This window comes from Ureibacillus sp. GCM10028918, assembly GCF_042666115.1.
GTDB lineage: Bacteria > Bacillota > Bacilli > Bacillales_A > Planococcaceae > Ureibacillus.
Genome location: NZ_JBHTFK010000002.1, coordinates 327663 through 352050, shown reverse-complemented (window position 1 = coordinate 352050; position 24388 = coordinate 327663). Strand labels below are relative to the sequence as shown.

Genomic DNA, 24388 nt, shown 5'->3' with positions numbered 1-24388 from the left:
CCTTATAATCCATTAATCTAAGTACTTAATAATTCTTTAAACAAAAAAACATCAAGCAATGAATTTGCTTGATGTCTCTGTAGTCAGTATTAAACTAGTAATGCTTCGATTTCTGCTGGTTTATATTCGCCAGTTTTAAGCATTTCTATTTCAAGTTTATAAGGAGCTTTTTTGTTCTTCGCGTCAGGTCCTATCCATGGTGTTTCCAGGATTTTCGGTACCTCTTTAAAGGCTTCGTGGTGAACAATCGATTTAAGTGCTTCAAATCCAATATGTCCAAATCCAATATTTTCATGGCGGTCTTTGCCTGCTCCACATACATTTTTGCTATCATTGATATGGACAACCTTTATTTTGTCGATTCCAATCAATTGATCGAACTTAGCCAATACTCCATCAAAATCATTAATAATGTCATATCCGGCATCGTGTGTATGACAAGTATCGAAGCAAATAGATAAACGGTCATTATTTTTTACACCATCGAAAATTTGGGCAAGTTCTTCAAACGATCTTCCGATTTCTGTGCCCTTCCCTGCCATTGTTTCTAAGGCGATTTGAACTGGATACTCAGAGGATAACACCTCATTTAAACCTTCAATAATCTTCGCAATTCCTGCCTCTACACCTGCACCCACATGGGCACCGGGATGTAAAACGATTTGTGTTGCACCGATTGCAGCTGTGCGTTCAATTTCCTTTTGCAGGAATTCTACACCTAGAGCAAAGGTTTCAGGTTTTGTCGTATTCGCAATATTAATAATGTAAGGTGCATGAACAACAATGTTTGAAAGTCCGTTTTCTTTCATATGTGCGAGACCCTCTACAATATTTAACTCTTCAATCGGTTTGCGACGAGTATTTTGCGGTGCACCCGTATAAATCATAAACGTTGATGCACCATAAGAAGCTGCTTCTTTACTTGAACCTAGGAGCATTTCTTTCCCACTCATCGAAACGTGTGAACCTAGCAACATTTTCAAGTCCTCCTAAAACTTAAGCTAATCAATCATATCTCATTTATTTTTGACGGTTTTTCTTACGTCTTTCTTTCTTTTTAATCTTTTCCATTTCCCAACGCATATTTCGTTTGTAACCTGGTTTTACCTTTTTAGGTTTACGTACCTTTGATTTTGCGATTACGTCAATTTCGTTTTCATGTTTTGCTCTGTTTTGGCGTGCATGACGTTCTTTTAATTCAATCCATTCTCCGTTTTTCACATCTTTTGGTACGAACGGTATGCCCATTTTTTCTACTCGAACTACTGCATCTTCATCTTCTGGTTCGAATAATGTAATGGCAGTTCCTTTATTTCCTGCACGAGCTGTTCGACCTACACGGTGGATAAAGAATTCCAGGTCTTCTGGGATTTCATAATTGATCACATGGGAAATCCCTTGAATATCAATACCACGTGCTGCTAAATCAGTCGCAACGATATATTGGAATTCTAAATCACGAATTTGTTTCATCATTTTTTTACGGTCACGAGGACTTAGATCCCCATGTATTTGTCCTACTCGGATTCCTTGCTCCGCTAAATAGCCAGCAACTGCTTCAGCATTCTTTCTTGTATTACAGAAAATAACAGCTAAAAAAGGATTGATGGCTTCCATTACTTCGACTAAACGGCGATTTCTGGATTTTGAACGAACAGGAACTAATACGAAATCAATACCTTCAGCTACAGGGCGTTTGTCATTCATATGAATATGGACTGGAGCTTCCATATATTTCTTTAAGAACGGTTGTAATTTCTCAGGAATGGTTGCAGAGAAGACGTACATTTCAAGCTTTTCTGGCATATGGGATGCAAAACCATCGATTTCTTCGATGAACCCCATATCAAAAGCAAGGTCAGCTTCATCAACTACTAAAATAGGTGCCGTATGGACAAGTAATGCACCTTCTTTTACTAAATCACGAATTCGTCCAGGTGTCCCTACTACGATTTGTGGCTGAGTTTTTAATTTATCAATCGATCTTTGTTTATCAGTTCCACCAATGAACAATTTCGCTTGAATATCTGTTTCCCCAATTAACTCGCCTAATGCATCGTAAATTTGTTGTGCAAGCTCTCTCGTTGGAGAAGTGATAATCGCTTGAACCTCTTGCTTCTCTTCATTAATACGTTGAACAATCGGTAATAGAAAACTATGTGTTTTCCCTGTCCCTGTGTGCGCTTGTCCAATCGCACTTTTCCCTTTTAAAATAAGGGGAATCATTTCCTTTTGAATCGGTGTTGGTTCTTCAAAGCCTAGTTTTGCAATTGCGTCTTTTAAAAATGGCTTTAAATCGTAATCTGAGTACTTCGACATTTTTCGTACCTCCTAATATGTTTCACTATTGTACCATCTATAGTGAAAAAAGAACAACTAAACAAGTGTGGAACTCAAGGTATAGCAAGGCTTTTGGAATATTTAATCTATTTCCATTAAATGAAAACTTTAGGCAAAATAAAAAAACCAGGAATGTACTCCTGATTTTTTTATTCCCTTATTAATAGGGCATGATTTTTTCAACTGGTTTTGGTTCTTTAATTTTTGGCAGAATTTTATCGATTGTAACTGTTCGTTTAATTTCGTGTGTATCTGGGTCTTGAGGGTCAAATTTCTCTAAGAAAGTAATGACCTCTTTTACGATTGGTGTTGGTGTAGATGCCCCGGCAGTCACTGCAACCGTCTGGATACCCTCTAACCATTCGAGTTTCAATTCTGATATGTCTGCAATACGATATGAAGGTGTGTTGGCGATTTCCTCGGACACTTGTGTTAAACGATTTGAGTTATTTGATTTTGGATCACCAACAACGATAAGTAAATCTGCTTTTCCTGCTTGTTCCGCAACTGCTTCTTGTCGAACTTGAGTTGCCAGACAAATTTCTTCATGAATTTGAATATGCGGATATTTTTCTTTTAAATAATCCATTGCAACTTTTACATCCCATTGACTCATAGTCGTTTGGTTCGTCACAAGTAACTTTTCGTTATCTAATTGCAAATTATCAATATCTTCAGCACTTTGCACTAAATGGACATGGTCGGGCGCAACACCAATAGCCCCTTCTGGCTCTGGATGGCCCTTTTTACCAATGTAAATAATATCAAAGCCTTCAGCCGACTTCTCACGGATTAAATCGTGTGTCACGGTTACATCAGGGCAAGTCGCATCGATTGATACAAGTCCTTTTTTTCTAGCAATCTCTCTAATTTCAGGTGATACACCATGTGCTGTAAAAATAACAGTGCCTGATTCAACTTGTTCAATAATTTCTTTTCGGTTTTCACCATCCAATGTAATGATACCGTCTTTTTCAAATGCATCAGTTACATGTTTATTGTGAACAATCATACCTAATATATAGATTGGTCTTGGTAATGATTTATCTAATGAAGCATTTCGTGCAATAACCATTGCATCCACTACCCCATAACAATAGCCTCTTGGATTTATTTTAATGACCTGCATCATGTCACTCCTTTTGTGGTACATAGTTCTATTATAACGGAGCGACACGTTTAATACAAAACTTCCTTCTAGCCTTTTATTCTCTATTCATCAAAATGATAGGGTGGCTGGAAGATTCTCGGAACTGATGGACGTGTAGTTATTTTTTTAGGTCTAACTCCTTCATTAAAAGCAGGGGATTCCGAAAAATCGTATTCCTCGTTTCTATCTTTTCTTGTGGATCTTGCAGGTTTCGCAGGTCCTGCAAATCTTTCAGGCACCGCTGGTCTTTCTGGTCTTTCCTCTCTTGCAGCTCTTTCAGGTCTTTTGAACATTTCAGGACTTTCTAAACTCTCATCGAAATCAAATTGTTCTCTTGGATTAGGTTCTTTGGAATCGGAATTCTTCGGTAATCCTTGAAAGCCTTTATATAGTCTCCACAGGGCAGGTAAATTACGAAACATCGGTGTTGCTTGTTGTACTAAAGGTTGAAAACTTTGGGCAGTTGCTAAAAATCTATTGGCAGTATCCATAAAGGTTTGCAATTTTGGGGTTGATCCACCTGCACCAATCCCCAGTCCTGGTACCGGTCCTGGTGCCGGGCCTCGACCAGGAGGTGGGAACATTCCTTGTTGCGGGAACTGAGGTGGTCTAGCTCCAAAGCTGCCTCGTGGTCCTTGAAACTGATTAAAAGGTCGACTTGGGGGCATTGGTTGTCGGAAACTTTGAGGGCGCATAATAATCTCCTTTCTTCATACAATAGACGAAGTTGTTCTAAGGTATCATATGCAATGAGGCGTTTAAATGTACGGTTTTAATAGAGGATGTAATAAAAATAGAAAGACCCCTTATGTCCAATATATGTAAGGTGAATGTCGCAGTTTTCCCATGGAACCATAAAACATATACTTTCTCGTCAATAAAAATAGCCATTTCCTAAGCAAAAAAATGACTACTAACTTTTTTAGATTTACTATACAAAGTAATGATTTATGGGTCTGCCTACTCCGCCATAGTGTACATCTACATTAATAAAGTTTTGTTTTTCTAAAAAGTCTAAATACCTTCGCGCCGTTACTCGAGCAACACCGATTCCGGCTGCCACCTCATCTGCTGATACACCTTCCGTTGATACTTTCACGAAGAGAAGTACTTTATCTAAAGTAGTACGATTAAACCCTTTAGGCAATTCTGTTAAAAATGCAGCTTCATTTCCACTCGATTCTTCCTTCTCACGGTGAGGATGAATCATTTCATCCAGTTCTTTTTGTGTGATATCGTGAACTCCAAATGACTTTAGTTTAAAATTATAATAATTTAATAAAGTTTGCTGTATTCTTTCAAAAGTGAACGGCTTCATAATGTAATCGTAGACACCCAAATGCAGGATTTGTTGGATTGTTTGCATGTCATTCGCAGCAGTAACAGTAATTACGTCAACTGGTAAATTGGAATTACGAATTTTTCTAAGTGTGTTTAAACCATCTTGCTCAGGCATAAAGATATCCATAATGACCAAATTTGGACTAAGCTCGATAATTCGGTTGAATCCTTCCAGTCCGTTACTGCACATAGCGATAATCTCAAACCCCTCAACACGCTCTATAAACTGTCGATTTACTTCCCTTACCATTGGGTCATCTTCTACGAGCAATACTTTAATCGTTTCCAACAATGATTCCCCCTTTAAATTTCAAAAGTAATTATAAATGTAGTCCCTTTATTTACTTCACTAATTACTTCTATTGTACCATTACCTTTTTGCACAATTTCGTCTACTAAATACAAACCGATTCCCCGATCTTCTTTGCCTTTTGTTGAAAATCCACTCTCAAAAATACGGGCTTGAATTTCTCCAGACATTCCAATTCCATTATCACTTACTAAGATAGCTAGGATGCCGTCATTATCATCTATTGAAATATTAATTTCTTTTTCTTTTCGGTTAACGGTAATAAATGAGTCAAAAGCATTTTCGATTAAATTTCCAAATAACACTACAAAATCATGATGGTCAAGTTTTTCAGGGAATTTTGTAAATTTACTTTCCTTATCAAGGTTTACTAAGATTCCAAGCTCTTTTCCCCGGCTTATTTTACTTAATAATAATCCAGAAATATTTTCATTGTAAATACGCTCATTCAAAAATTTTGTTACATTATCATGTTCATCTTGAACTTGAGATAAATACGACAATGCTTGATTTATGTGTCCCAAATGCAACAACCCAGAGATTGTATGCAGCTTATTTTTATACTCATGCGTTTGCACTCTTAACGCTTGTACAAAGGCTTTTACACCTGTTAGTTCTTCGGCCAATTGTTTAAAGGCGGTTAAATCTTTAAAGACCGCAACAGCCCCTACTTTTTTCCCATCCACAAGTATAGGAATACGGTTGCTTAAAATACTGTGTTCGTTCACATATATTTCTTGGTCATATACCGGCTTCCCCGTAAGAACTATTTCCGGCAACCTAGTATCAGGCAATACATCGTAAATGTTTTTTCCTATATAATATGAATGCTCTTTCTCGACCCCCAAAATTTCACTTGCTTTCTTGTTGAAAATGGTAATATTTAAATCTTTATCAACAGCGATAATTCCTTCATGCATGGCATTGAAGGTTTCTGTTCTTTCTACATACATTTTTGAGATTTCATGGGGTTCTAAACCGAACATTTGCAACTTTATATGTCTTCCAAGCGTATGTGCTCCCCAAACACTGAAGAGAACAGAAATTGCAATTGTTACCAATATTTCGCTTTGGTAATCAGTGAAGATTTCAAGTGGAGATGGAACTAAAAATCCAACAAGAGCTACCCCGATTTGTATATTAAACTCATTCATAATTGGTACAAATGCTCGGATTGTTGTTCCTTTGTCGCCATTTGCTTTCGATAAATAATAATGTTCGACAAAGGCAGCATCCATATCCGAGGATTTGCTTATCTGTCCAATTTCATGACGCGATGGATGAGAGTACTTTTTGCGATTTGTATCCATAATGACGATATAATCAGCTTGGTTGATAAAACGAATCTCCTCTACCATTTCATTAATACTGGTGGACGCTGTATCAAAATTATCACTTTGCAATAATGTTTTAATCTCAGGTAAATTTGCAACAGTACGGGCTACAAGCATTGCTTCTTGTCCAATATCATCTTCTTTTTCTTTTAATAAGCTTCCAATGACAAAGGTTCCTGCGATTAAAAAAGAAAAGACAATAATGAAAAATGTTAACATCATTATTTTCTTATTCATTGATAATTTTCGTATTTTCATTATTGTCACTCCTTTAAATATTACTATTATATAATTGCTATAATGTTTATAATTATCTATAAATATTGTGCCTCCAGACTTAGAAATACTTCAAGCTCTACTCAATATTAATTTAATCATCGTGGTGAAAAAAATGAAATTATTCCTAACTGGTTCTTTTATTACCATCATTATCTTAATCGTACTATTCAGCTATCGTCAAAGTATTTTTTCAACTACCTCTCTTCCCTATGATGACGAACAACAAGGTTTAAATGAACAAATAACCATTCATTTTAGCCATGTTGTAGCGGAAAACACTCCTAAAGGAGCTGCAGCCGAAAAATTTAAGGAGTTAGTTGAAGAAAAAAGCAATGGAAAAGTAGTCGTGCAAATTTACCCGAATGGCATGCTTTATAATGATGAAAGTGAATTAGAAGCACTTCTGGAAAATAAAGTGCAAATGATTGCACCAACTAGTTCAAAGATGACAAATGCATTACCTAATTGGCAAGTACTAGATTTGCCCTTTATTATCGAAAATAATGAACAGTTAAAAAAACTTTTGAACGGAGAGACAAGTAAATCACTCTTAGAAGAGCTTGAAAGGATTAATGTTAAGGGATTAACTTTCTGGAATAATGGTTTTAAACAAATTGCCTCTACTTCCCCTATTGTTGAGGTGGAGCAATTTAAAGGAAAGCGTGTCCGGGTGATGGGCAGTGACATTCTGCATGAACAATTTAATCTTCTAGATGCTAAACCAATCGCTATTCCATTTGGTGAGGTGTACACTGATTTAAAAGATAATATGATAGATGCACAAGAAAATACGATTTCCAATATTTTTTCAAAGCAATTTCATACGATGGAAAATCATATTACCCTCTCAAAACATGGGGTTTTAGCCTATGCCGTCATGATGAATGGAGATTTTTGGAATAGCCTGGATGCAGAGAGTCAAAAAATTATTACCGATTCGCTTGATGAAATGCAGGACTGGCAATTTGAACAGGCAGAACAGTTTAATAATGAAAACTTAACATATCTAAAAGCAATTCCAAACGTTAAAATTTATGAATTAAATGACCTTACTAAAAAAGATTGGAAAGAAAAATTAAAACCAATATATAATCATTACGAAAAAAAAATTAATAACCATTATCTTGAAGAACTTTTAAATGAAAAAAGTTATCCATAAGATTCATAAAGAACAAAATGAACAATAATGAGCTGCCTTATTAAAAAGGGAGCTTTTTTTATGTTTCTAAAGTTTGTACTATAACAATTTATAACCCTTAGAAATTAGTATTATAACAGCAATAACATTGATATATAGCTGTTTGTGAGCATTTTCACAAGTTATATAACAAAATGAACGATAAAACCATTAAAAACTAAACAGTTTTTTTAGAAAACTTTACGGTATGATAGTTTCAGATATTGAAAGCGATATCATTTAAATTTTCAAGGGGGATGAAAGTGAAATGAAATTACTTAAAAACCTAACCGCTCAGGTTATCATTGCAATCATTCTAGGTATTATTGTTGGGGCAATTTGGCCAGAGTTTGGTGCAAGCTTAAAAGTATTAGCGGATTTATTCATAAAATTAATTAAAATGTTAATTGCGCCAATTATCTTCTTAACTGTTGCAATCGGGATCGGTGCAATGGGCGACATGAAAAAGGTAGGTAAAATTGGTGGTAAAGCATTAATTTATTTTGAGATAGTTTCAACCATTGCACTTGCAATCGGTATTGCAGTTGCGCTTCTAGTTAACGCTGGTGAAGGAATGAATATAGATGCTAATTCTGGTGCTGACGTTTCACAATATACTGAAGCTGCCGAAAATCAAGAACATGGAATTGGTGCTTTCATCGCAAGTATAATTCCATCAAACTTTGTTGGCGCTCTAGCTAACGGTGAATTATTACCTACTTTATTCGCTGCAGTATTATTCGGAATGGCGGCTGCAGCACTTGGCGAAAAATCTAGACCAGTCATTACTTTCTTTGAACAGGTTTCAGAAATTTTCTTTAAAATCGTTAGTATGGTTATGAAGTTCTCTCCAATTGGTGCATTTGGTGCAATGGCATATACAATCGGTCACTTTGGTTTAGAAGCTCTTGGAAACTTAGGCTTCTTAATGGCTGCAGTGTATATTACAATGGCACTATTCCTTATTTTAATCTTAGGTTCTATTGCAAAATTCTATGGCTTTAATATCTTTAAATTTATCGCTTATATTAAAGACGAAATTTTCTTAGTAATTGGTACATCCTCTTCTGAATCTGCTTTACCGTCGATGATGCGTAAATTAGAAAGATACGGTTGCTCTAAACAAGTTGTTGGATTAGTCGTTCCAACGGGTTATTCATTTAATTTGGATGGTACAGCAATTTACTTATCAATGGCGGCTTTATTCATCGCACAAGCTTATGGTGTAGATTTAACTTGGATTCAAATCCTGACTCTACTCGGTATTTTAATGATTACATCTAAAGGAGCAGCTGGTGTAACTGGCTCTGGTTTCATCACTTTAGCAGCAACTTTAGCAGCCTTCCCAATGATTCCAGTTGAAGGGATTGCTTTATTAATCGGGGTTGACCGATTCATGTCAGAAGCTCGTGCTGTAACAAACTTAATTGGAAACGGTGTAGCAACTGTAGTTGTCTCTAAATCAGAAAAAGAATTTGACGAAGCAGTTAATGCAGTAACTCAATCAAGAGCATAAAAAAAAAAGCAACTTCTTCTAAGAAGAGGTTGCTTTTTTAGTTGGAGGTAATCGTGCGATACCAACTCAATTGACTGGTTACTTTTTGTCATTTCTCACACTCATATTCAAAGGAGGTTGTTACGATGAAACCGCTTTTCTCTACGACGGCCTTTCCGCCCTCCTTTTCACACGCCTCAACTAATTGATCAATCTTGTTTTCTAAAAAGTACGAGGTTAATCCCGCAAAAATTATCCCCATGACAATCATGATGATTCCAATAATCACCCATCCACGTCCACTATTCCCCATTGACATGCTTCCTACCCTCTATTTAGATACAACTGTTGGGCATTCCTTTAAATGAAAGTAAATGGCTCCGTATTGATATCCGATTGAATAAATTGTACAGATAACTTAGCTTCCGAGCATAATTTATCCATTTTCTCTGCAACGCCCTTTATCATAACTTTTTCTACATGATGTCCAGGGTCTACAATGCTTAGCCCAATACTCTCAGCATCTTGAGCAATATGAAAACCGATATCACCTGTGACAAACACATCGGCACCAGATCGTTTCGCAGCATGAATATACTTGTTTCCATCGCCGCCTACAATCGCCACTTTTGAAATTGTCTTAAGTGTATCACCTACAACTCGAACTCTTGGTACGTCTAATTGCGTTTTTACGTACTCTGCAAAACGTTCTAATGGCATCGGCTCTTTCAACCTTCCTACACGTCCTAGGCCCATTTCATTTGTTTCTACTGCTAATGTATATAGATCATACGCCGGTTCCTCATATGGATGTGCATTTAACATGGCCTTTAGTACTTTATTTTTAATGGATTGCGTGAAAACGACTTCGATTTTTTCCTCATCCGTTTTTTCCATTTCACCAATGTCTCCGATAAATGGATCAGCACCTTCCAACGCTCTAAAACGGCCTTGTCCGTTTGTTGAGAAGCTACAAGCATCATAATTCCCAATTGCTCCTGCCCCGGCATTAGCAAGGGCATGACGTACATTTCCTGCATAATCATCCGGTACGAACACTGCAAGCTTCATAAGATTTTCATGATAGGTTTTTTCAAGGATTTGACGATTTTTGAGCTGTAGAGCATCAGCTAATAGATCGTTTACACCTCCATCTGCAACATCTAAATTGGTGTGAGCAGCATAGACTGCGATATCGTTTTTAATTAATTTTTCATATAGCTTTCCTGCTGGTGTATCTGTTCTTAAATTGGATAGCTTTCTAAAAATCGGCGGGTGATGAGCAATGATCAATTCACACCCTTTTGCAATTGCCTCATCTGCAACTTGTTCATTAACATCCAGTGTTACTAATACTTTTGTAATTTCTTTATTTAATGTCCCAATGGCTAATCCTATTGGATCATTTTCCATACATGCTAACTTTTTTGGTGACCAGCTTTCAAATAATTGAATTATTTCATGACCGTTAGCCTTTTTCATTGTTTAAAGCCTCCTCAACAAGCTTTATTAAATGTATTACCTCTTCTCGTTTCTTTACAATATCGGTTGTATGATCTGCCTGTTTTATTGAATTTAAAATTCGTTTCCAATTATTTATTTCTTTTGACCACTTTTCGACAAAAACATCCGTTTTATTGGCCATTAATTGTTTGCCTAGTAAAATTTCTTGTTCTGTAAGCTCCATTTCACCACGCTGCAAAACAAGAATTTCATATATCTTATCATCTTCTTTTAAGATGACCTCATCTAAGATAGCCCAATGATTTCCAATGGCCCATTCTCTAATTACTTTTGCATGTATGTTAGGTTGTAAAATAAGACGTGTAACCCCGTTAAGGACTTCCGGAGATTTCTCTAAAATTGAAACGATCAAAGGGCCACCCATACCAGCAATCGTGATTGTATCCACTCCATCGCGTTTTTCAACTGCTTTTAATCCATCTGCAAGCCGAACAGTAATATTATTTTGTAGACCCTCTAATTTAACCTGTCTTAACGCAGATTCGAAAGGTCCCTTTACCACCTCACCAGCAATCGCCTTTGTTACGATGCCATTATGTACTAAATAACATGGTAGGTACGCATGGTCACTCCCTATATCTGCCACAACTGCACCGGTGGGAACAAAGGATGCAACCGCTTCTAATCGTTTAGATAAATTTTGTGCATTCATGTAAGTAAACCGCCCTTTTCTAATTTCTATGTATTATTATATATAAATTTAAATGCCTTGTCCTTATAGGCATATTTGTATCTTATGTTTGTAAAAAATAAAGGGCTACCTTATAAGAATCCTTATAAGGTAGCCTCTGGTGTTCATTATTATTCTAATGAAGAAATATAATCAGCGATTGCTTGTGCTTCAGAACCTGTTTTTAAACCTGGTGTCATTGGAGAACCTGGAATACCATTTTCTAAAACATCAGTGATATGAGCAGCATCTAAACCAGCTAGTTTAGGACCCATACCTCCAGTTAAGTCACCACCGTGACAACCGATACATGAGCTTACTAATTCTTCACCGCCAGCACCTTCAGAAGCAGTTGCACCTTCTTCAGCAGTTGCACCCTCTTCAGTAGCTGCGCCTTCTTCACCATGACCTGCAGCGATTTCTTCTTTATTGCCTGCTCCTTCTAATGACATAAAGAAGATAAGTCCGATACCGAATGCCATAATTAGAATATAAGGAATAATAGGATTGTTTTTCATTAGGATAACCTCCCTTAGTTTTTATTTTTCTACATCTATTAATATAGAATCTAGTCAACATTAATTATTGTACTGCATTATTCGAAAAACGAAAAGACCTAAACAACAACTTTTACTAAGGCTGACACAAATTCGACAATTATAGGCTATTGGTTTAGGATGTATCTTGTAATGAGAAGCTTTTGCATCTCAGAAGTTCCTTCACCAATTTCAAATAATTTTGCATCTTTTAGATATCTTTCCACTTCATACTCTTTCATATACCCATAACTGTATTTACAGCCCCGAATTTGTATTGCTTTATCTGCATGCAACCTCTCCTATAATACCCATTTGTGAAAGCTGTTTAAACACATCGATCGGAAATGTTTTTGTTCTACCTTTTGCCCTTGATGCCACCACCGAAGTATTTTTCATCTTTAAGATTTAATCAAAATTAGGTTTGATTATTTATCGTTCACATGATGGGCAATTTATGGGTATTGAAATGGTATTTTAGTAAACGCACTATAGAAAAGAAATAATTTGAAATCCTATCAATACAATTAAGCCGACAATACCGGAGACTGTAAAGTACATTAATTTAAATTTAAATCCCGTTAACAACCACAATATACAATTCAAAATTAATAAAAAGTATAGAATGCCTTGCTTTTCAGGAAAATATTCTAAACTAACTTTTACGGATACACCAAAAAGTAATAATGCCGAAGCGATGTGTAAAACAGGTGAAATCAATTCATTTTTCTTTGAAATCCGGTAAGCCATCATCATTAGTACAACAGCGAAAATGCCGACCACTGTTACAACTAACCAAGTTAGTGCTGGTACCATAAATAAAGCCAAAAATAACCCGATTGTAGCAATGAAAGCTAACAGTATTATTATAAATTTATTTCGTTTTTCTTGGGCAATTATTGAATGTTGATGACTAATTTCTTTTTCAAGCTCTATCTCATTTCCTTCAGAATAAAGGGTCATTAAAAAATCACAATAATTCTCTGGTAATAACTTATTTTTTTTCCAAAATAGAATTTCATTCAAAATAATTTTTTTCTTCGCATTTGCCATAATGAATCTCCAAATTTGTTGAATTATGTATATATCCATTTTAACTTATTTCTAGGTTGATGACTAAAGTAATTTAAAAAAGGCACCACTAAAAGGGTGCCTTTATCGAAGGTGATTGGTTTAAAATTGCAATAGCCAACCTCTTACTTATAAAATATAAATAACTTCTATAGTGGTTTTTACGCCTTTTACTCCAGGAAGTCTTTTAAACGTTTGCTTCTTGAAGGATGTCTAAGTTTTCTTAATGCCTTTGCCTCGATTTGACGAATACGTTCACGAGTTACTCCGAAAACCTTTCCTACTTCTTCCAGAGTACGTGTACGCCCATCGTCTAAACCAAAACGTAAACGTAAGACATTTTCTTCGCGATCGGTTAACGTATCAAGAACATCTTCAAGCTGCTCTTTCAACAATTCATATGCGGCGTGATCGGATGGTGATTGGGCTTCATGATCTTCGATGAAATCTCCTAGATGTGAATCATCCTCTTCACCTATTGGTGTTTCCAATGAGACTGGTTCTTGAGCGATTTTTAGAATTTCACGAACTTTTTCAGGAGTTAAATCCATTTCTTCTCCAATTTCTTCCGGAGATGGCTCACGTCCCAAATCTTGCAATAATTGTCTTTGCACACGAATTAATTTATTGATTGTTTCAACCATATGCACCGGGATACGAATTGTACGAGCTTGGTCAGCAATTGCACGTGTAATTGCTTGACGGATCCACCAAGTTGCGTAAGTTGAAAATTTAAACCCTTTACGGTAATCAAATTTTTCTACCGCTTTAATAAGCCCCATATTTCCTTCTTGAATTAAATCAAGGAACAACATTCCTCGACCCACATAACGTTTGGCAATGGATACTACTAAACGCAGGTTCGCTTCAGCTAGACGTTTACGTGCCTCTTCATCGCCTTGTTCAATACGTTCTGCAAGTTTAATTTCGTCTACTGCCGATAGCAAATCTACGCGGCCAATTTCTTTTAGATACATACGAACAGGGTCATTAATTTTAACACCAGGAGGAACACTTAAGTCATTTAAATCAAACGCTTCTTCGCTCTCTTCTTGTTTTGCTAAAACTTCTTCTTCAAACTCTTCTTTACCATCTACCTCAATACCAAAGCTTTTTTCAATATCTTCAGCAAAGTGGAAAATTTCCTCATTTTCTAATTCAAATGGAGTGAGTTTGCTTGAAATTTCTTGCATAGAAATTTCATTTGATTTCTTTGCTTTTTCCTGTAAAAGTGCTTTAACTTCGTCAATCGTCTGTCCATTGACAACTTCTTTTGATTGTTCTGACTTGTCCGCCATAAACCTTCCTCCTTCTAACAACGCAAATCGGCTTAAATTACAGATAAAGATTTCTTCAGTTGTATGATTTCCAGAGCTATTTCCAGTGCACGTTTATGTTCATGCATCTTTTCGGCTTCCTGTGAATCATGAAGCAATTTTTTTATCTTCATTTCAATCCGATGTTTTTTTAACTGCCTTAAACAATCTGCTATTTCAGCTTCAGCCTGTTCAGGATCATGTTCTAGAAGTGCTGCTTCCATTACAATTTTCCTTAATTCTGAATCCTCTAGAATTTCTAAAAACCTTTGATAGTCAGCTGAACCATGCTCCTCATAAAATCCTACTAATCGAACGAAAACTGCCCCGTATTCATCTCGTATAAAGGGCCCGGGTTCATCGCTTTTCAAGATTCGATCCACAACATCAACATTATTTAGCATATGCAGCAAGAGTAATCGTTCTGCACGCTCAGTAGCAGATAAAGGTTTTTTTGTTTGTAATTCAATTTTTTTCGGTTGCTTACTGTTGTCTGTTTGGTTAAAATTTCTAGCATTATCAGCTTCTAGTTTCCTATATTGGGCATAGATAGCTTCCTGAGAAATATTTGTTTCACTTGCAATCTGTTTTATATAAAGGTCGCGTTCAATGGGTGAAGATCGACCAACAAGTTGCTCAAGTACTTCCTGGGTAAATTGCAACACATCATTTTCGAATTGAAAGTTTTTGTTTCTCCTTGCATGCATCATCATAAAAGCAATGTATGCATGAGGCTTTTCTAAAATTTGCTGTACAAAGGAATCTGGACCATATTTTTTTATATATTCATCTGGATCTAATTTTTCTGGTAATACAGCTATTTCAACCTTCAACTTTTCAGCATATAACATCTCAGAAGCTCGTTTAGCTGCTTCCCAACCTGCATTATCACCGTCATAACAAATGATTATCTGCTCACTTAAGCGCTTTAACTTTGTGATGTGCTGAGGTGTAAGGGAAGTTCCCATTGTAGCTACTGCGTTATAAACCCCTGCTTGATTTGCTGCAAGTACGTCCATAAATCCTTCCATCAAGATTACTTGACGTTTTTTTCGAATCACGGTTCTTGCTTTGTCCAAATTAAAAAGAATTTGACTCTTGTGAAAAATCGGTGATTCAGGACTATTTAAATATTTCGCCTCATCATCCGAATCTATAATACGTCCTGAAAATGCGATTACTTTTCCATTTTCATCCCGTATTGGAAACATGACTCTCCCACGAAAGCGATCAAAATAAGTATGGTCATTTTCTCGTCTTATGATGAGTCCGCTCTCGGCCATTTCCTCTAAATCAAACCCTTTTCTTTTTAACAAAACTGACAAAGTATCCCATCCTGGTAAAGACCATCCTATACCATTCGTTTCGATATGTTCCTTTGTAAATCCTCTTTTTAGCAAATATTTTAATGCTTGTTCTCCCTCTTCAGTGTTCATCAGTACGTGATGATAGAAATCGGCAGTAAATTCATGCGCCTCAAGCATTATTTCTTCTTTCTTTGAATAGGCTTGGTTTTCCCTGGATATACTGTTGCTTTGGATATCTAATTGGATTCCAAGGCGATTACCAAGTTTTACCACAGCATCTGGAAATGTAATATTTTCAATATCCATTACAAAAGTAATGGCATTACCACCTGCAGCACAACCAAAACAATGAAAAATCTGTTTATCTTGAGACACTGAAAATGAGGGTGTATTTTCACCGTGAAATGGACATAATCCAAACCAGTTACGTCCTCTTTTTGTAAGTTGCATATAATCGCTAATTACATCGACGATATCGGATTGAGAACGAATTTGTTCAATCATCTCTTCAGGTATTTTCCCGGTCATATAATCACCAACTTCAGTTGCTAAGTAACACAATTCGAGATAAATTTAAAAAATCCTCTATTTTCCGACAAAAAAATAGTGTTTTTGTTCTAAAATTTCTCTTATTAATATTTTTACCACAATTTTCTCATTATAAAACAAATAGATGAAAGTTTCCACTTTTTTATTGAAAAAAAATACGATTCTAACCTAGTTTAGGACAATTACCTCAGTAACCACGAACAAATTTCACAAATAATGACTAATTTAGTATGTATTATTAAGTGATATGCGAAAAAAACCTCTACTTAAATGAGGAGGTGGCAGACTATTCACCACGCTCGTTCATAATGTAATGTACTTTTCGGTTCTCCTACTGCATTGACTGATAAGCGTTAAGACAATTTCAGTAAAAATTTAATTATTATCACTAAAAATGGCTATAGACAAAGTCATATCTAACTTTATCTACAGCCAAAGCAGTAATTATTTATTATTTTCGATTTTTTCAATTATGATGTTTGCAGTTTCTTCGACTGCTTTGTTTGTCACGTCAATAACTGAACAACCTATTCTTTCCACTACTTTATTGAAATGCTCTAACTCCTGCTCAATGCGTGAAGGTTTAGCGTATATGGCATCATCATTTAATCCTAGTGCCATAAGCCGTTCTTTTCGAATAACGTTAAGTTTTTCTGTAGAAATAACCAGACCAAAGCATTTTTTTGGATCTACTAAGAATAATTCTTCAGGAGGATTTATTTCTGGCACTAACGGTACATTTGCCACTTTAAAACGTTTGTGTGCTAGATACTGGGATAGTGGTGTTTTTGAAGTTCTTGAAACTCCCACCAGGACTACATCTGCTAATAGTAATCCTCTAGGATCTCGACCGTCATCATACTTTACTGCGAATTCTACAGCCTCTATTTTCTTAAAATAATCAGCATCAAGTTTATGAACAAGCCCAGGCTCTTCCCGTGGCTGTTCCCCAATTTTTTCTTCAAATAGATGAATTATAGGTCCTAATAAATCTATCCATTGGATTGCCTCTCGGCTACAACTGTCCATCATATAGCTTCTCATTTTTTTTTCGACTAATGTAAAAACAATAATTGCATCTTGTTCTTTTGCAATTTCAACAATTTTTTCAATATGATCATTATTTTCAATATTTGGGAACCTACGAATTACAGTATTATCAAAGGTTGGACGAAATTGAGAAACTGCTGCTTTAACAACCTGCTCACCGGTTTCCCCTACTGAATCAGATACAACGAATACTTTTAAATTTTTCAAAGTAGCACTCCTTATAAATCATGGGTTTCAGCTAATGAAATAAACGCTTTGGTAACGTTGGTTTTTGTTAATCTCCCAACAATTTCAAGTCCCTTTTCTGTCTCATTGACAACAGGAAGCGAATCTACTTGACGTTCAATTAATTTTTTTGCAGCTCCGATTAATAAATCTGATTTTTTACAATAAACAATATTAGGCATCCTTGACATAATAATATGAACCGGTATTTTTGTCAGCTCTTGTGTCCCAATACTTGTTCTTAGCAAATCTTTTCTAGACAAAACCCCTTGTAAATAGGACCCTTCATCAACAACAAATAATGTTCCAACATCCTCTAAGAACAATTGAACAATTGCATCGTATACGGTCATATTTTCCGAAACTACTACTGGTAATGATTGGAAATCCCCTACTTTCAAGTTCATCATAGATTCACTTGCTGTAGTCATCGTTTTTTTACCTGAATAGAAGTATCCAACACGTGGTCTAGCATCTAAAAAACCAGCCATCGTTAAGATTGCTAAATCTGGTCGTAGAGTAGCCCGGGTCAAATTTAAACGCTCCGCAATTTGTTCACCTGTTATTGGTCCATTCTCTTTAACGATTTGAAGAATCGTATCTTGACGTTTATTGAGTTCGATTGGACTCACCCGCTTCAAATAGTGTTATACTTTTCTTTAAATATTATATACTAATTTAGTGCGATTTGCGAAGAAATGAATGAAAAACTACAATATTGACACAGTTCGAGTAAATAGCATAAAATATCGATAGAAGTTTATATAGGCAATGAGAGGACAATAAGTATCTTTTCACACAAGCGAGTAGGGATTGGTGGAAGCCTGCACGAAAAGAGAAAAGGCACCCTTGAGCCAATTTTCTAAAAGAGGATTGTTCATGTTAATAGTTAGCGCCTTTGCTGTAACGCGCCTTACTTTAGCCGACAGAGGCTAAAAAGAAAGCGCTTGTCAGACGAGGAACGAGGAAAAAATTAACCGCAGTGAACTAACTAGATGGTTAGCAGACTAAAAGCGCCACGTCCTGTGGCAACGTCCGCATGACAAACATCGTGTTTGCCTAGGATTAATTTTTGACAAGTGACGCAGTATGCGATGCGCTTTACTTTAGCCGAAAAAGGCTAAAAAGAAAGCGCTTGTCAGACGAGGAACGAGGAAAAAATTAACCGCAGTGAACTAAAGGTTCATGAGGATTAATTTTTGACAAGTGACGCAGTATGCGATGCGCTTTACTTTAGCCGCAAGAGGCTAAAAAGAAAGCGCTTGTCAGACGAGGAACGAGGAAAAAATTAACCGCAGTGAACTAAAGGTTCATGAGGATTAATTTTTGACAAGTGACGCAGTATGCGATGCGCTTTACTTTAGCCGACAATCAAGCGGGGTGGAACCGCGGGTGTAAATTATAGCACTCGTCCCCGGGCAAAAAGCCCGGAGACGGGTGCTTTTATATTTTTTAACTTAGGAGGAAATTATTATGGCTCAAAAATCTATGGAAACAATCGTAAACTTAGCAAAACATCGTGGTTTCGTCTTCCCTGGATCTGAAATTTACGGTGGACTAGCTAACACATGGGATTACGGCCCACTTGGTGTTGAATTAAAAAACAATGTAAAAAAAGCATGGTGGCTTAAATTTGTTCAAGAATCTGAATACAATGTAGGTCTTGACGCGGCAATCTTAATGAATCCCCGTGCATGGGTAGCATCTGGCCACGTTGGTAACTTCAACGACCCAATGATTGACTGCAAATCATGTAAAGCACGCCATCGTGCCGACAAACTAATTGAAGATGCTTCATTAGAAAGAACAGGTAAAGAAATTATCGTTGATGGTATGAGCTTCGACCAAATGAAAGCGAAAATGGATGAGTTAACAGTTACTTGTCCTGAATGTGGAGCAAACGATTTCACGGATATCCGTCAATTTAACCTCATGTTTAAAACATTCCAAGGTGTAACGGAAAGCTCAACAAACGAAATTTTCCTTCGTCCAGAAACTGCACAAGGTATCTTCGTCAACTTTAAAAATGTACAGCGTTCAATGCGTAAACGTACACCATTTGGTATTGCACAAATCGGTAAATCTTTCCGAAACGAAATTACACCTGGAAACTTTACATTCCGTACACGTGAATTCGAGCAGATGGAATTAGAATTCTTCTGCAAGCCAGGTGAAGATCTAGAATGGCACCAATATTGGAAAGAATTCTGCAAAAATTGGCTATTAAAGTTAGGTATGAAAGAAGATAGCATGCGTCTACGCGACCACGAAGATGATGAGTTATCTCACTATTCAAATGCAACTTCCGATATCGAATTCCGCTTCCCATTTGGCTGGGGAGAATTATGGGGTATCGCCGACCGTACAGATTACGACTTAAAACAACATATGGAACACTCAGGTGAAGATTTCACTTACATCGATCCAATTACAAACGAACGTTATGTACCATATTGTATCGAGCCATCTCTTGGTGCAGACCGTGTAACATTAGCATTCTTATGTGACGCCTATTACGAAGAAGAACTAGAAGGCGGCGATTCTCGTACAGTTTTACGCTTCCACCCTGCTCTAGCTCCATTTAAAGCAGCAGTTTTACCATTATCGAAAAAATTAGCTGATGAAGCAGGAGAAGTATGGGCTGATTTACGCAAATCGTTCCCAGTTGATTATGATGAATCACAATCAATCGGTAAACGCTACCGTCGCCAAGATGAAATCGGTACACCATTCTGTATCACATACGACTTCGACTCAAAAGAAGACGGCCAAGTAACAGTTCGCCACCGCGATAGTATGGAGCAAGTCCGTATGCCTATTACAGAGGTAAAAGCTTATATAGAAAAGCATCTTCAATTCTAATTGGCGATAACGCAAGAAAATATACGGACTTTGTGCCGAAAGCCTGCGACAGGCACAAACTATGCCTATTTCTGAAGTTAAGGCATATATCGAAAAGCATTTACAATTCTAATAATTCATATCTTAACATGGAGATATGCGAGTTCTGCACCGAAAGCTTGCGACAGGTGCAAGTCCGTATGCCTATTACAGAGGTAAAAACTTATATAGAAAAACATCTGCAATTCTAATTGGCGATAACGCAAGAAAATATACGGACTCTGTACCGAAAGCTTGCGACAGGTGCAGGTCCCTATCACTGAAGTTAAAGCCTATATCGAAAAACATCTTCAATTGTAAAAATACTTTTTCATAAGTTTTGCGAGCGACATGTGCAGACTTTAAAACTTCAATCGAAGAGCAATATTAAAAGGGTCCCTCGGAAAGTCCAATAATTCACTTTCTGAGGGACCCCTTTTTATCTTTATTCTAAAATAACCTCTTTTACTTAAGAGTGTCGTATTTGATATTGAATCCAGCCACCTTTGTCGAAACCCCGCCCACTTCCAAAAAACATAAAATACTCTATTAATTTTCAATCATATTAATAATATTTTTTGCGATTATTTATTAATTTGTTCTATTAGATCTAATTGATAGGAATGATTTCGGAAACTTTTTTTAAAAAAGTTACTACTTCATAAATATGATTCTTCCCCTTTGTATTGTATTTCTGACTATAAGTAATAAAGCCCACACATCTTGTCTAAAATGTGTGGGCTTTATTTAAGATAAATCCATTTCAAATAGTGTATATTTTTGTTCATTTTGGTCATTTAGTTCATTTAAGAAGTGATTTATTTGAAAATTTAGATTATAATGAATTAAAATTAAAAATAGGGGTGAATTGATGTTCCTTCACACTTTATTTAAACAACCTAAACAGGAAACCGTTAAAATTTGCTCGGCCGAAAAGCTTTTAGACCTCGTACGCAAACTACTAGAGAAAGAATTACCCGAACATCTAGCACATAATCATATTTTATTTACTGCAAATTTTAAACTTGAATCTTTAAATAATTCCCTCAACCATCATCGAAGTCAGTTAAATCAACAATTGAAATTGGGACAATATCACTCGCAAATGTATCATCACTTGCAAAAACAAGTTAGTGATTTGCAAATGTTAATAGATAGCTACATGGAGCTAAATATTGATTTGAAGCAAATGAATCATCGACTGCACTTTCACTATGACCAAATAGATTATCTTCATGAAAACTATATATTTTTCATGGAAGGGCTATCTTCTGACCAAAGCTCCCTCTTGTTTTGGCAAACAGTTAAAGAAGATGTATTAGACATCATTCGAAAAATTTTGTAACACTTAATCTGTAGAATCCTCATTAGATGTCCTTCTGGTCAATAATGGGGTTCTTTCCAATTGTTCAATAAATGAACGTGATTTCAATCGGATTCCTGTTTGCTCCTCATAAATAGTAGTAACTATTTTTTTAATGAACTGTTTTGTCCCTTTTTTTAGCTCAAGCTTCCCAATTTGATCAATTGGTACATTATAAAACATCCGTATTAATTTTAATTGAGTAGGAGATAAACGAATGATATACGGATCTTGATGAAAACAGCGATGACATAAAAAACCGCCCTGTGAAAATGAAAAAGAAAATTCTCCATCAAAGGAACCACATGAAGCACAAGCATTTAGAATTGGTTGAACTCCAGTATAAGGCAGTAGCTTCCAATCAACGAATAAGCTAATTGCTTCTGGATCATGCTCTTCTTCAATAGCATTTAATGCTTGAAGCAAAACTTCAAATGCAAACGGTTCTGGTCCTTCATCTACTAGTCTATCAACAAGCTCGACGATGTAGCTGGCATAAGCCGTTGCCACTATATCTGTTTGTAAATAGCGCATAGAAGCTAAATGTTCCCCTTGTTGGAGAGTCCCCATCCCAGTTGTTCTTTGCACCATATAAATCCCATGCATAAAGGTTTGAGTAACACCAGCTAGGCGACTAGTCGGCTTTTTTGCTCCCCTAGCCATAACAGTCACCTTGCCTGCTTCTCTAGTCATTAAAGTGACAATCTTATTTGACTCACCATAAGCACGTGACTTCAAAACAATGCCTTCCCATTTGTTTAACATTATGGCACTGCACTTCCTTCAACATTTTACTTTTGTTCTATTATACATTACCGTTTCATAATTTACGCTATTTGTAGCATTAGCTTTTCCAATCCTCATACTAGTTGTTCTTAGATGGGCCACCTAAACACATGCAGCTCCAGCCAACTTGGTTTGTATTCTTCCCGTAAAAAAAATGACAATTTAATACTATTTCTTCAAGCATAGTACTCTGCATAAATGCTGACACCCCAGTATTCAAAAAAGACAAACTGCATTTAGCAGCTTGTCTACAAATTTACTTAATATTCATCTTCACGGTAGCCAAAGTCACGTAGATGAGCGGATTTGTTCCGCCAATCCTTTTGTACTTTTACCCAAAGTTCCAGGAATACTTTAGAGCCCAGTAGCATTTCAATATCTTTGCGCGCCTGCGTACCTACTTCTTTCAGTAAGGCACCGCGTTTTCCGATAACAATACCTTTTTGAGAATCTCGTTCTACCATAATGGTTGCTTGAACGCGAATCATATTTTCATTTTCTTCATCGCGTTTGATTTTGTCGATTACGACAGCAATCGAATGCGGGATTTCTTCTCTTGTTAAATGAAGAACTTTTTCGCGAATCATTTCTGAAATAATAAATCGCTCCGGGTGATCTGTCACCTGGTCGGCAGGATAATATTGTGGACCTTCAGGTAGATACTTTTCAATCGTTTCCAATAATTGGTCCACGTTATTTCCTTGTAGAGCAGAAATTGGAACAATCTCAGAAAATGGGAATTTCCCTTTGTATGTGTCGATAACTTGGATTAATTCCTCGGGATGAATTTGATCAATCTTATTGACAACTAGAAATACTGGTGTTTTGGTTCCTTCCAAAAGTTCTAAAATGAACTCATCACCCTTGCCTAGTCCCTGTTCAGCATTGACCATAAACATAATAATATCTACTTCACGTAAAGTGTTTTTGGATACTTTAATCATGAACTCGCCTAATTTATGTTTCGGCTTATGAATACCCGGTGTATCGATGAACACCATTTGAGATGCGTCACGTGTTAATACACCTTGTATTTTATTTCGAGTAGTTTGTGGCTTATCCGACATTATGGCAATTTTTTGACCAATGACCCGATTTAAGAAAGTTGATTTTCCAACGTTTGGTCGTCCAATAATTGAGATAAATCCTGATTTGTAGTTATTGTTTTTTTCCTGCATTTTCTAAATCCTCCGGTGTAAAGGCGCCAGGCAAAAGCTCGGCAACTGTCGTTTGTAGTAAATCTCCATTTAGGTTTGTTAAGTATACTGGCATATCCGGTGCACAGAATTCTGATATTACTTGTCTGCAAGCCCCACATGGTGAACATGGCCCGTCTGTATCAGCAACTACTGCAATTGCTTTAAATTTTTTAATGCCATCCGAAACCGCTTTAAAAATAGCTGTTCTTTCTGCACAATTTGTTAAACCATAACTAGAATTTTCAATGTTGCATCCATGATAAACCTTTCCATCTTCCGTAAGTAATGCTGCACCTACCTGGAATTTTGAATATGGAACATAAGCAGTCTCTTTAGCAATTTTTGATTGTTCGATTAAATTCTTCATATCCACTGTCATTTAGTATCCCCGCTCCTTCATAAACACCTAATTCATCTTCATCTTAGTACTTATAATGTTCTATTTTATATCACAAAAAGCAATCGTAAAATCAGATACCCTAATAG

At 36.3% G+C, this 24388-nt stretch carries 22 protein-coding genes and 1 pseudogene; 4 read left to right on the top strand and 19 right to left on the bottom strand.

The features are described 5' to 3' along the window. Window positions 1-89 precede the first annotated feature (89 nt). From ACFQU5_RS01655 to ACFQU5_RS01630, 6 genes are all read right to left on the bottom strand, one after another. Window positions 90-977: a deoxyribonuclease IV gene (locus ACFQU5_RS01655; protein ID WP_390284057.1), complete on the bottom strand. Its 888-nt coding sequence runs from the start codon at window positions 975-977 to the stop codon at window positions 90-92. A gap of 43 nt (window positions 978-1020) precedes the next feature. After that, a complete protein-coding gene (locus ACFQU5_RS01650; RefSeq protein ID WP_390284055.1) occupies window positions 1021-2319 on the bottom strand; it encodes a DEAD/DEAH box helicase in 1299 nt (432 codons plus the stop codon). A 181-nt stretch (window positions 2320-2500) separates the two neighbouring features. Then, window positions 2501-3469, bottom strand: coding sequence for a 4-hydroxy-3-methylbut-2-enyl diphosphate reductase (locus tag ACFQU5_RS01645; RefSeq protein ID WP_390284053.1), 969 nt, complete (start codon window positions 3467-3469; stop codon window positions 2501-2503). An 83-nt stretch (window positions 3470-3552) separates the two neighbouring features. Beyond that, window positions 3553-4185: a VrrA/YqfQ family protein gene (vrrA, locus tag ACFQU5_RS01640; RefSeq protein WP_390284051.1), complete on the bottom strand. Its 633-nt coding sequence runs from the start codon at window positions 4183-4185 to the stop codon at window positions 3553-3555. Between the two features lie 236 nt (window positions 4186-4421). Beyond that, window positions 4422-5120, bottom strand: coding sequence for a response regulator (locus tag ACFQU5_RS01635; RefSeq protein ID WP_390284049.1), 699 nt, complete (start codon window positions 5118-5120; stop codon window positions 4422-4424). A 14-nt stretch (window positions 5121-5134) separates the two neighbouring features. Next, window positions 5135-6727, bottom strand: coding sequence for an ATP-binding protein (locus tag ACFQU5_RS01630; protein ID WP_486395049.1), 1593 nt, complete (start codon window positions 6725-6727; stop codon window positions 5135-5137). A gap of 139 nt (window positions 6728-6866) precedes the next feature. On the opposite strand from ACFQU5_RS01630, the gene ACFQU5_RS01625 reads away from it, so the two are divergent. Beyond that, window positions 6867-7913 carry a DctP family TRAP transporter solute-binding subunit gene (locus ACFQU5_RS01625; protein ID WP_390284045.1) on the top strand — a complete coding sequence of 349 codons (1047 nt, stop codon included), beginning with the start codon at window positions 6867-6869 and terminating at the stop codon, window positions 7911-7913. Window positions 7914-8199: 286 nt separating this feature from the next. Next, window positions 8200-9447 carry a dicarboxylate/amino acid:cation symporter gene (locus ACFQU5_RS01620; RefSeq protein WP_390284043.1) on the top strand — a complete coding sequence of 416 codons (1248 nt, stop codon included), beginning with the start codon at window positions 8200-8202 and terminating at the stop codon, window positions 9445-9447. Between the two features lie 88 nt (window positions 9448-9535). Here ACFQU5_RS01620 and ACFQU5_RS01615 read toward each other — a convergent pair whose 3' ends face one another. From ACFQU5_RS01615 to ccpN, 10 genes and pseudogenes are all read right to left on the bottom strand, one after another. After that, entirely contained in the window at window positions 9536-9745 is a 210-nt protein-coding gene (locus tag ACFQU5_RS01615) for a hypothetical protein (RefSeq protein WP_390284041.1), read from the bottom strand. Between the two features lie 41 nt (window positions 9746-9786). Next, a complete protein-coding gene (locus ACFQU5_RS01610) occupies window positions 9787-10908 on the bottom strand; it encodes a Nif3-like dinuclear metal center hexameric protein (RefSeq protein WP_390284039.1) in 1122 nt (373 codons plus the stop codon). After that, window positions 10895-11602, bottom strand: a complete 708-nt coding sequence (locus tag ACFQU5_RS01605; protein ID WP_390284037.1) for a tRNA (adenine(22)-N(1))-methyltransferase — start codon at window positions 11600-11602, stop codon at window positions 10895-10897. The genes ACFQU5_RS01610 and ACFQU5_RS01605 overlap by 14 nt, the downstream gene beginning before the upstream one ends. A gap of 149 nt (window positions 11603-11751) precedes the next feature. Next, window positions 11752-12138 (bottom strand): c-type cytochrome, encoded by a 387-nt coding sequence (locus ACFQU5_RS01600; RefSeq protein ID WP_390284035.1) that lies wholly within the window; start codon window positions 12136-12138, stop codon window positions 11752-11754. A 146-nt stretch (window positions 12139-12284) separates the two neighbouring features. Then, window positions 12285-12446: pseudogene (locus ACFQU5_RS01595) on the bottom strand (acyl-CoA dehydrogenase family protein); the annotation flags it as partial. 199 nt (window positions 12447-12645) lie between these two features. Then, window positions 12646-13209 carry a hypothetical protein gene (locus ACFQU5_RS01590; RefSeq protein ID WP_390284033.1) on the bottom strand — a complete coding sequence of 188 codons (564 nt, stop codon included), beginning with the start codon at window positions 13207-13209 and terminating at the stop codon, window positions 12646-12648. 188 nt (window positions 13210-13397) lie between these two features. Then, a complete protein-coding gene (gene rpoD / locus ACFQU5_RS01585; protein WP_390284031.1) occupies window positions 13398-14525 on the bottom strand; it encodes an RNA polymerase sigma factor RpoD in 1128 nt (375 codons plus the stop codon). A 32-nt stretch (window positions 14526-14557) separates the two neighbouring features. Beyond that, window positions 14558-16378: a DNA primase gene (dnaG, locus tag ACFQU5_RS01580; RefSeq protein WP_390284029.1), complete on the bottom strand. Its 1821-nt coding sequence runs from the start codon at window positions 16376-16378 to the stop codon at window positions 14558-14560. A gap of 465 nt (window positions 16379-16843) precedes the next feature. Beyond that, a complete protein-coding gene (locus tag ACFQU5_RS01575) occupies window positions 16844-17656 on the bottom strand; it encodes a pyruvate, water dikinase regulatory protein (protein WP_390284027.1) in 813 nt (270 codons plus the stop codon). An 11-nt stretch (window positions 17657-17667) separates the two neighbouring features. After that, window positions 17668-18306, bottom strand: coding sequence for a transcriptional regulator CcpN (ccpN, locus tag ACFQU5_RS01570; RefSeq protein ID WP_390284025.1), 639 nt, complete (start codon window positions 18304-18306; stop codon window positions 17668-17670). An 841-nt stretch (window positions 18307-19147) separates the two neighbouring features. On the opposite strand from ccpN, the gene ACFQU5_RS01565 reads away from it, so the two are divergent. Both ACFQU5_RS01565 and ACFQU5_RS01560 read left to right on the top strand, forming a co-directional pair. Then, a complete protein-coding gene (locus ACFQU5_RS01565; RefSeq protein ID WP_390284023.1) occupies window positions 19148-20536 on the top strand; it encodes a glycine--tRNA ligase in 1389 nt (462 codons plus the stop codon). An 889-nt stretch (window positions 20537-21425) separates the two neighbouring features. Next, the gene (locus ACFQU5_RS01560) at window positions 21426-21899 is read left to right on the top strand and encodes a hypothetical protein (protein WP_390284021.1); all 474 of its coding nucleotides are present in this window, start codon (window positions 21426-21428) and stop codon (window positions 21897-21899) included. 3 nt (window positions 21900-21902) lie between these two features. Here the strand turns inward: ACFQU5_RS01560 and recO are convergent, their stop codons facing one another. From recO to ACFQU5_RS01545, 3 genes are all read right to left on the bottom strand, one after another. Next, a complete protein-coding gene (gene recO / locus ACFQU5_RS01555; RefSeq protein WP_390284019.1) occupies window positions 21903-22682 on the bottom strand; it encodes a DNA repair protein RecO in 780 nt (259 codons plus the stop codon). A gap of 281 nt (window positions 22683-22963) precedes the next feature. After that, a complete protein-coding gene (gene era, locus ACFQU5_RS01550) occupies window positions 22964-23881 on the bottom strand; it encodes a GTPase Era (protein WP_390284017.1) in 918 nt (305 codons plus the stop codon). Next, window positions 23862-24281: a cytidine deaminase gene (locus ACFQU5_RS01545; RefSeq protein WP_390284015.1), complete on the bottom strand. Its 420-nt coding sequence runs from the start codon at window positions 24279-24281 to the stop codon at window positions 23862-23864. Before ACFQU5_RS01545 ends, era begins: the two co-directional genes overlap by 20 nt. Between the last annotated feature and the right edge of the window lie 107 nt (window positions 24282-24388).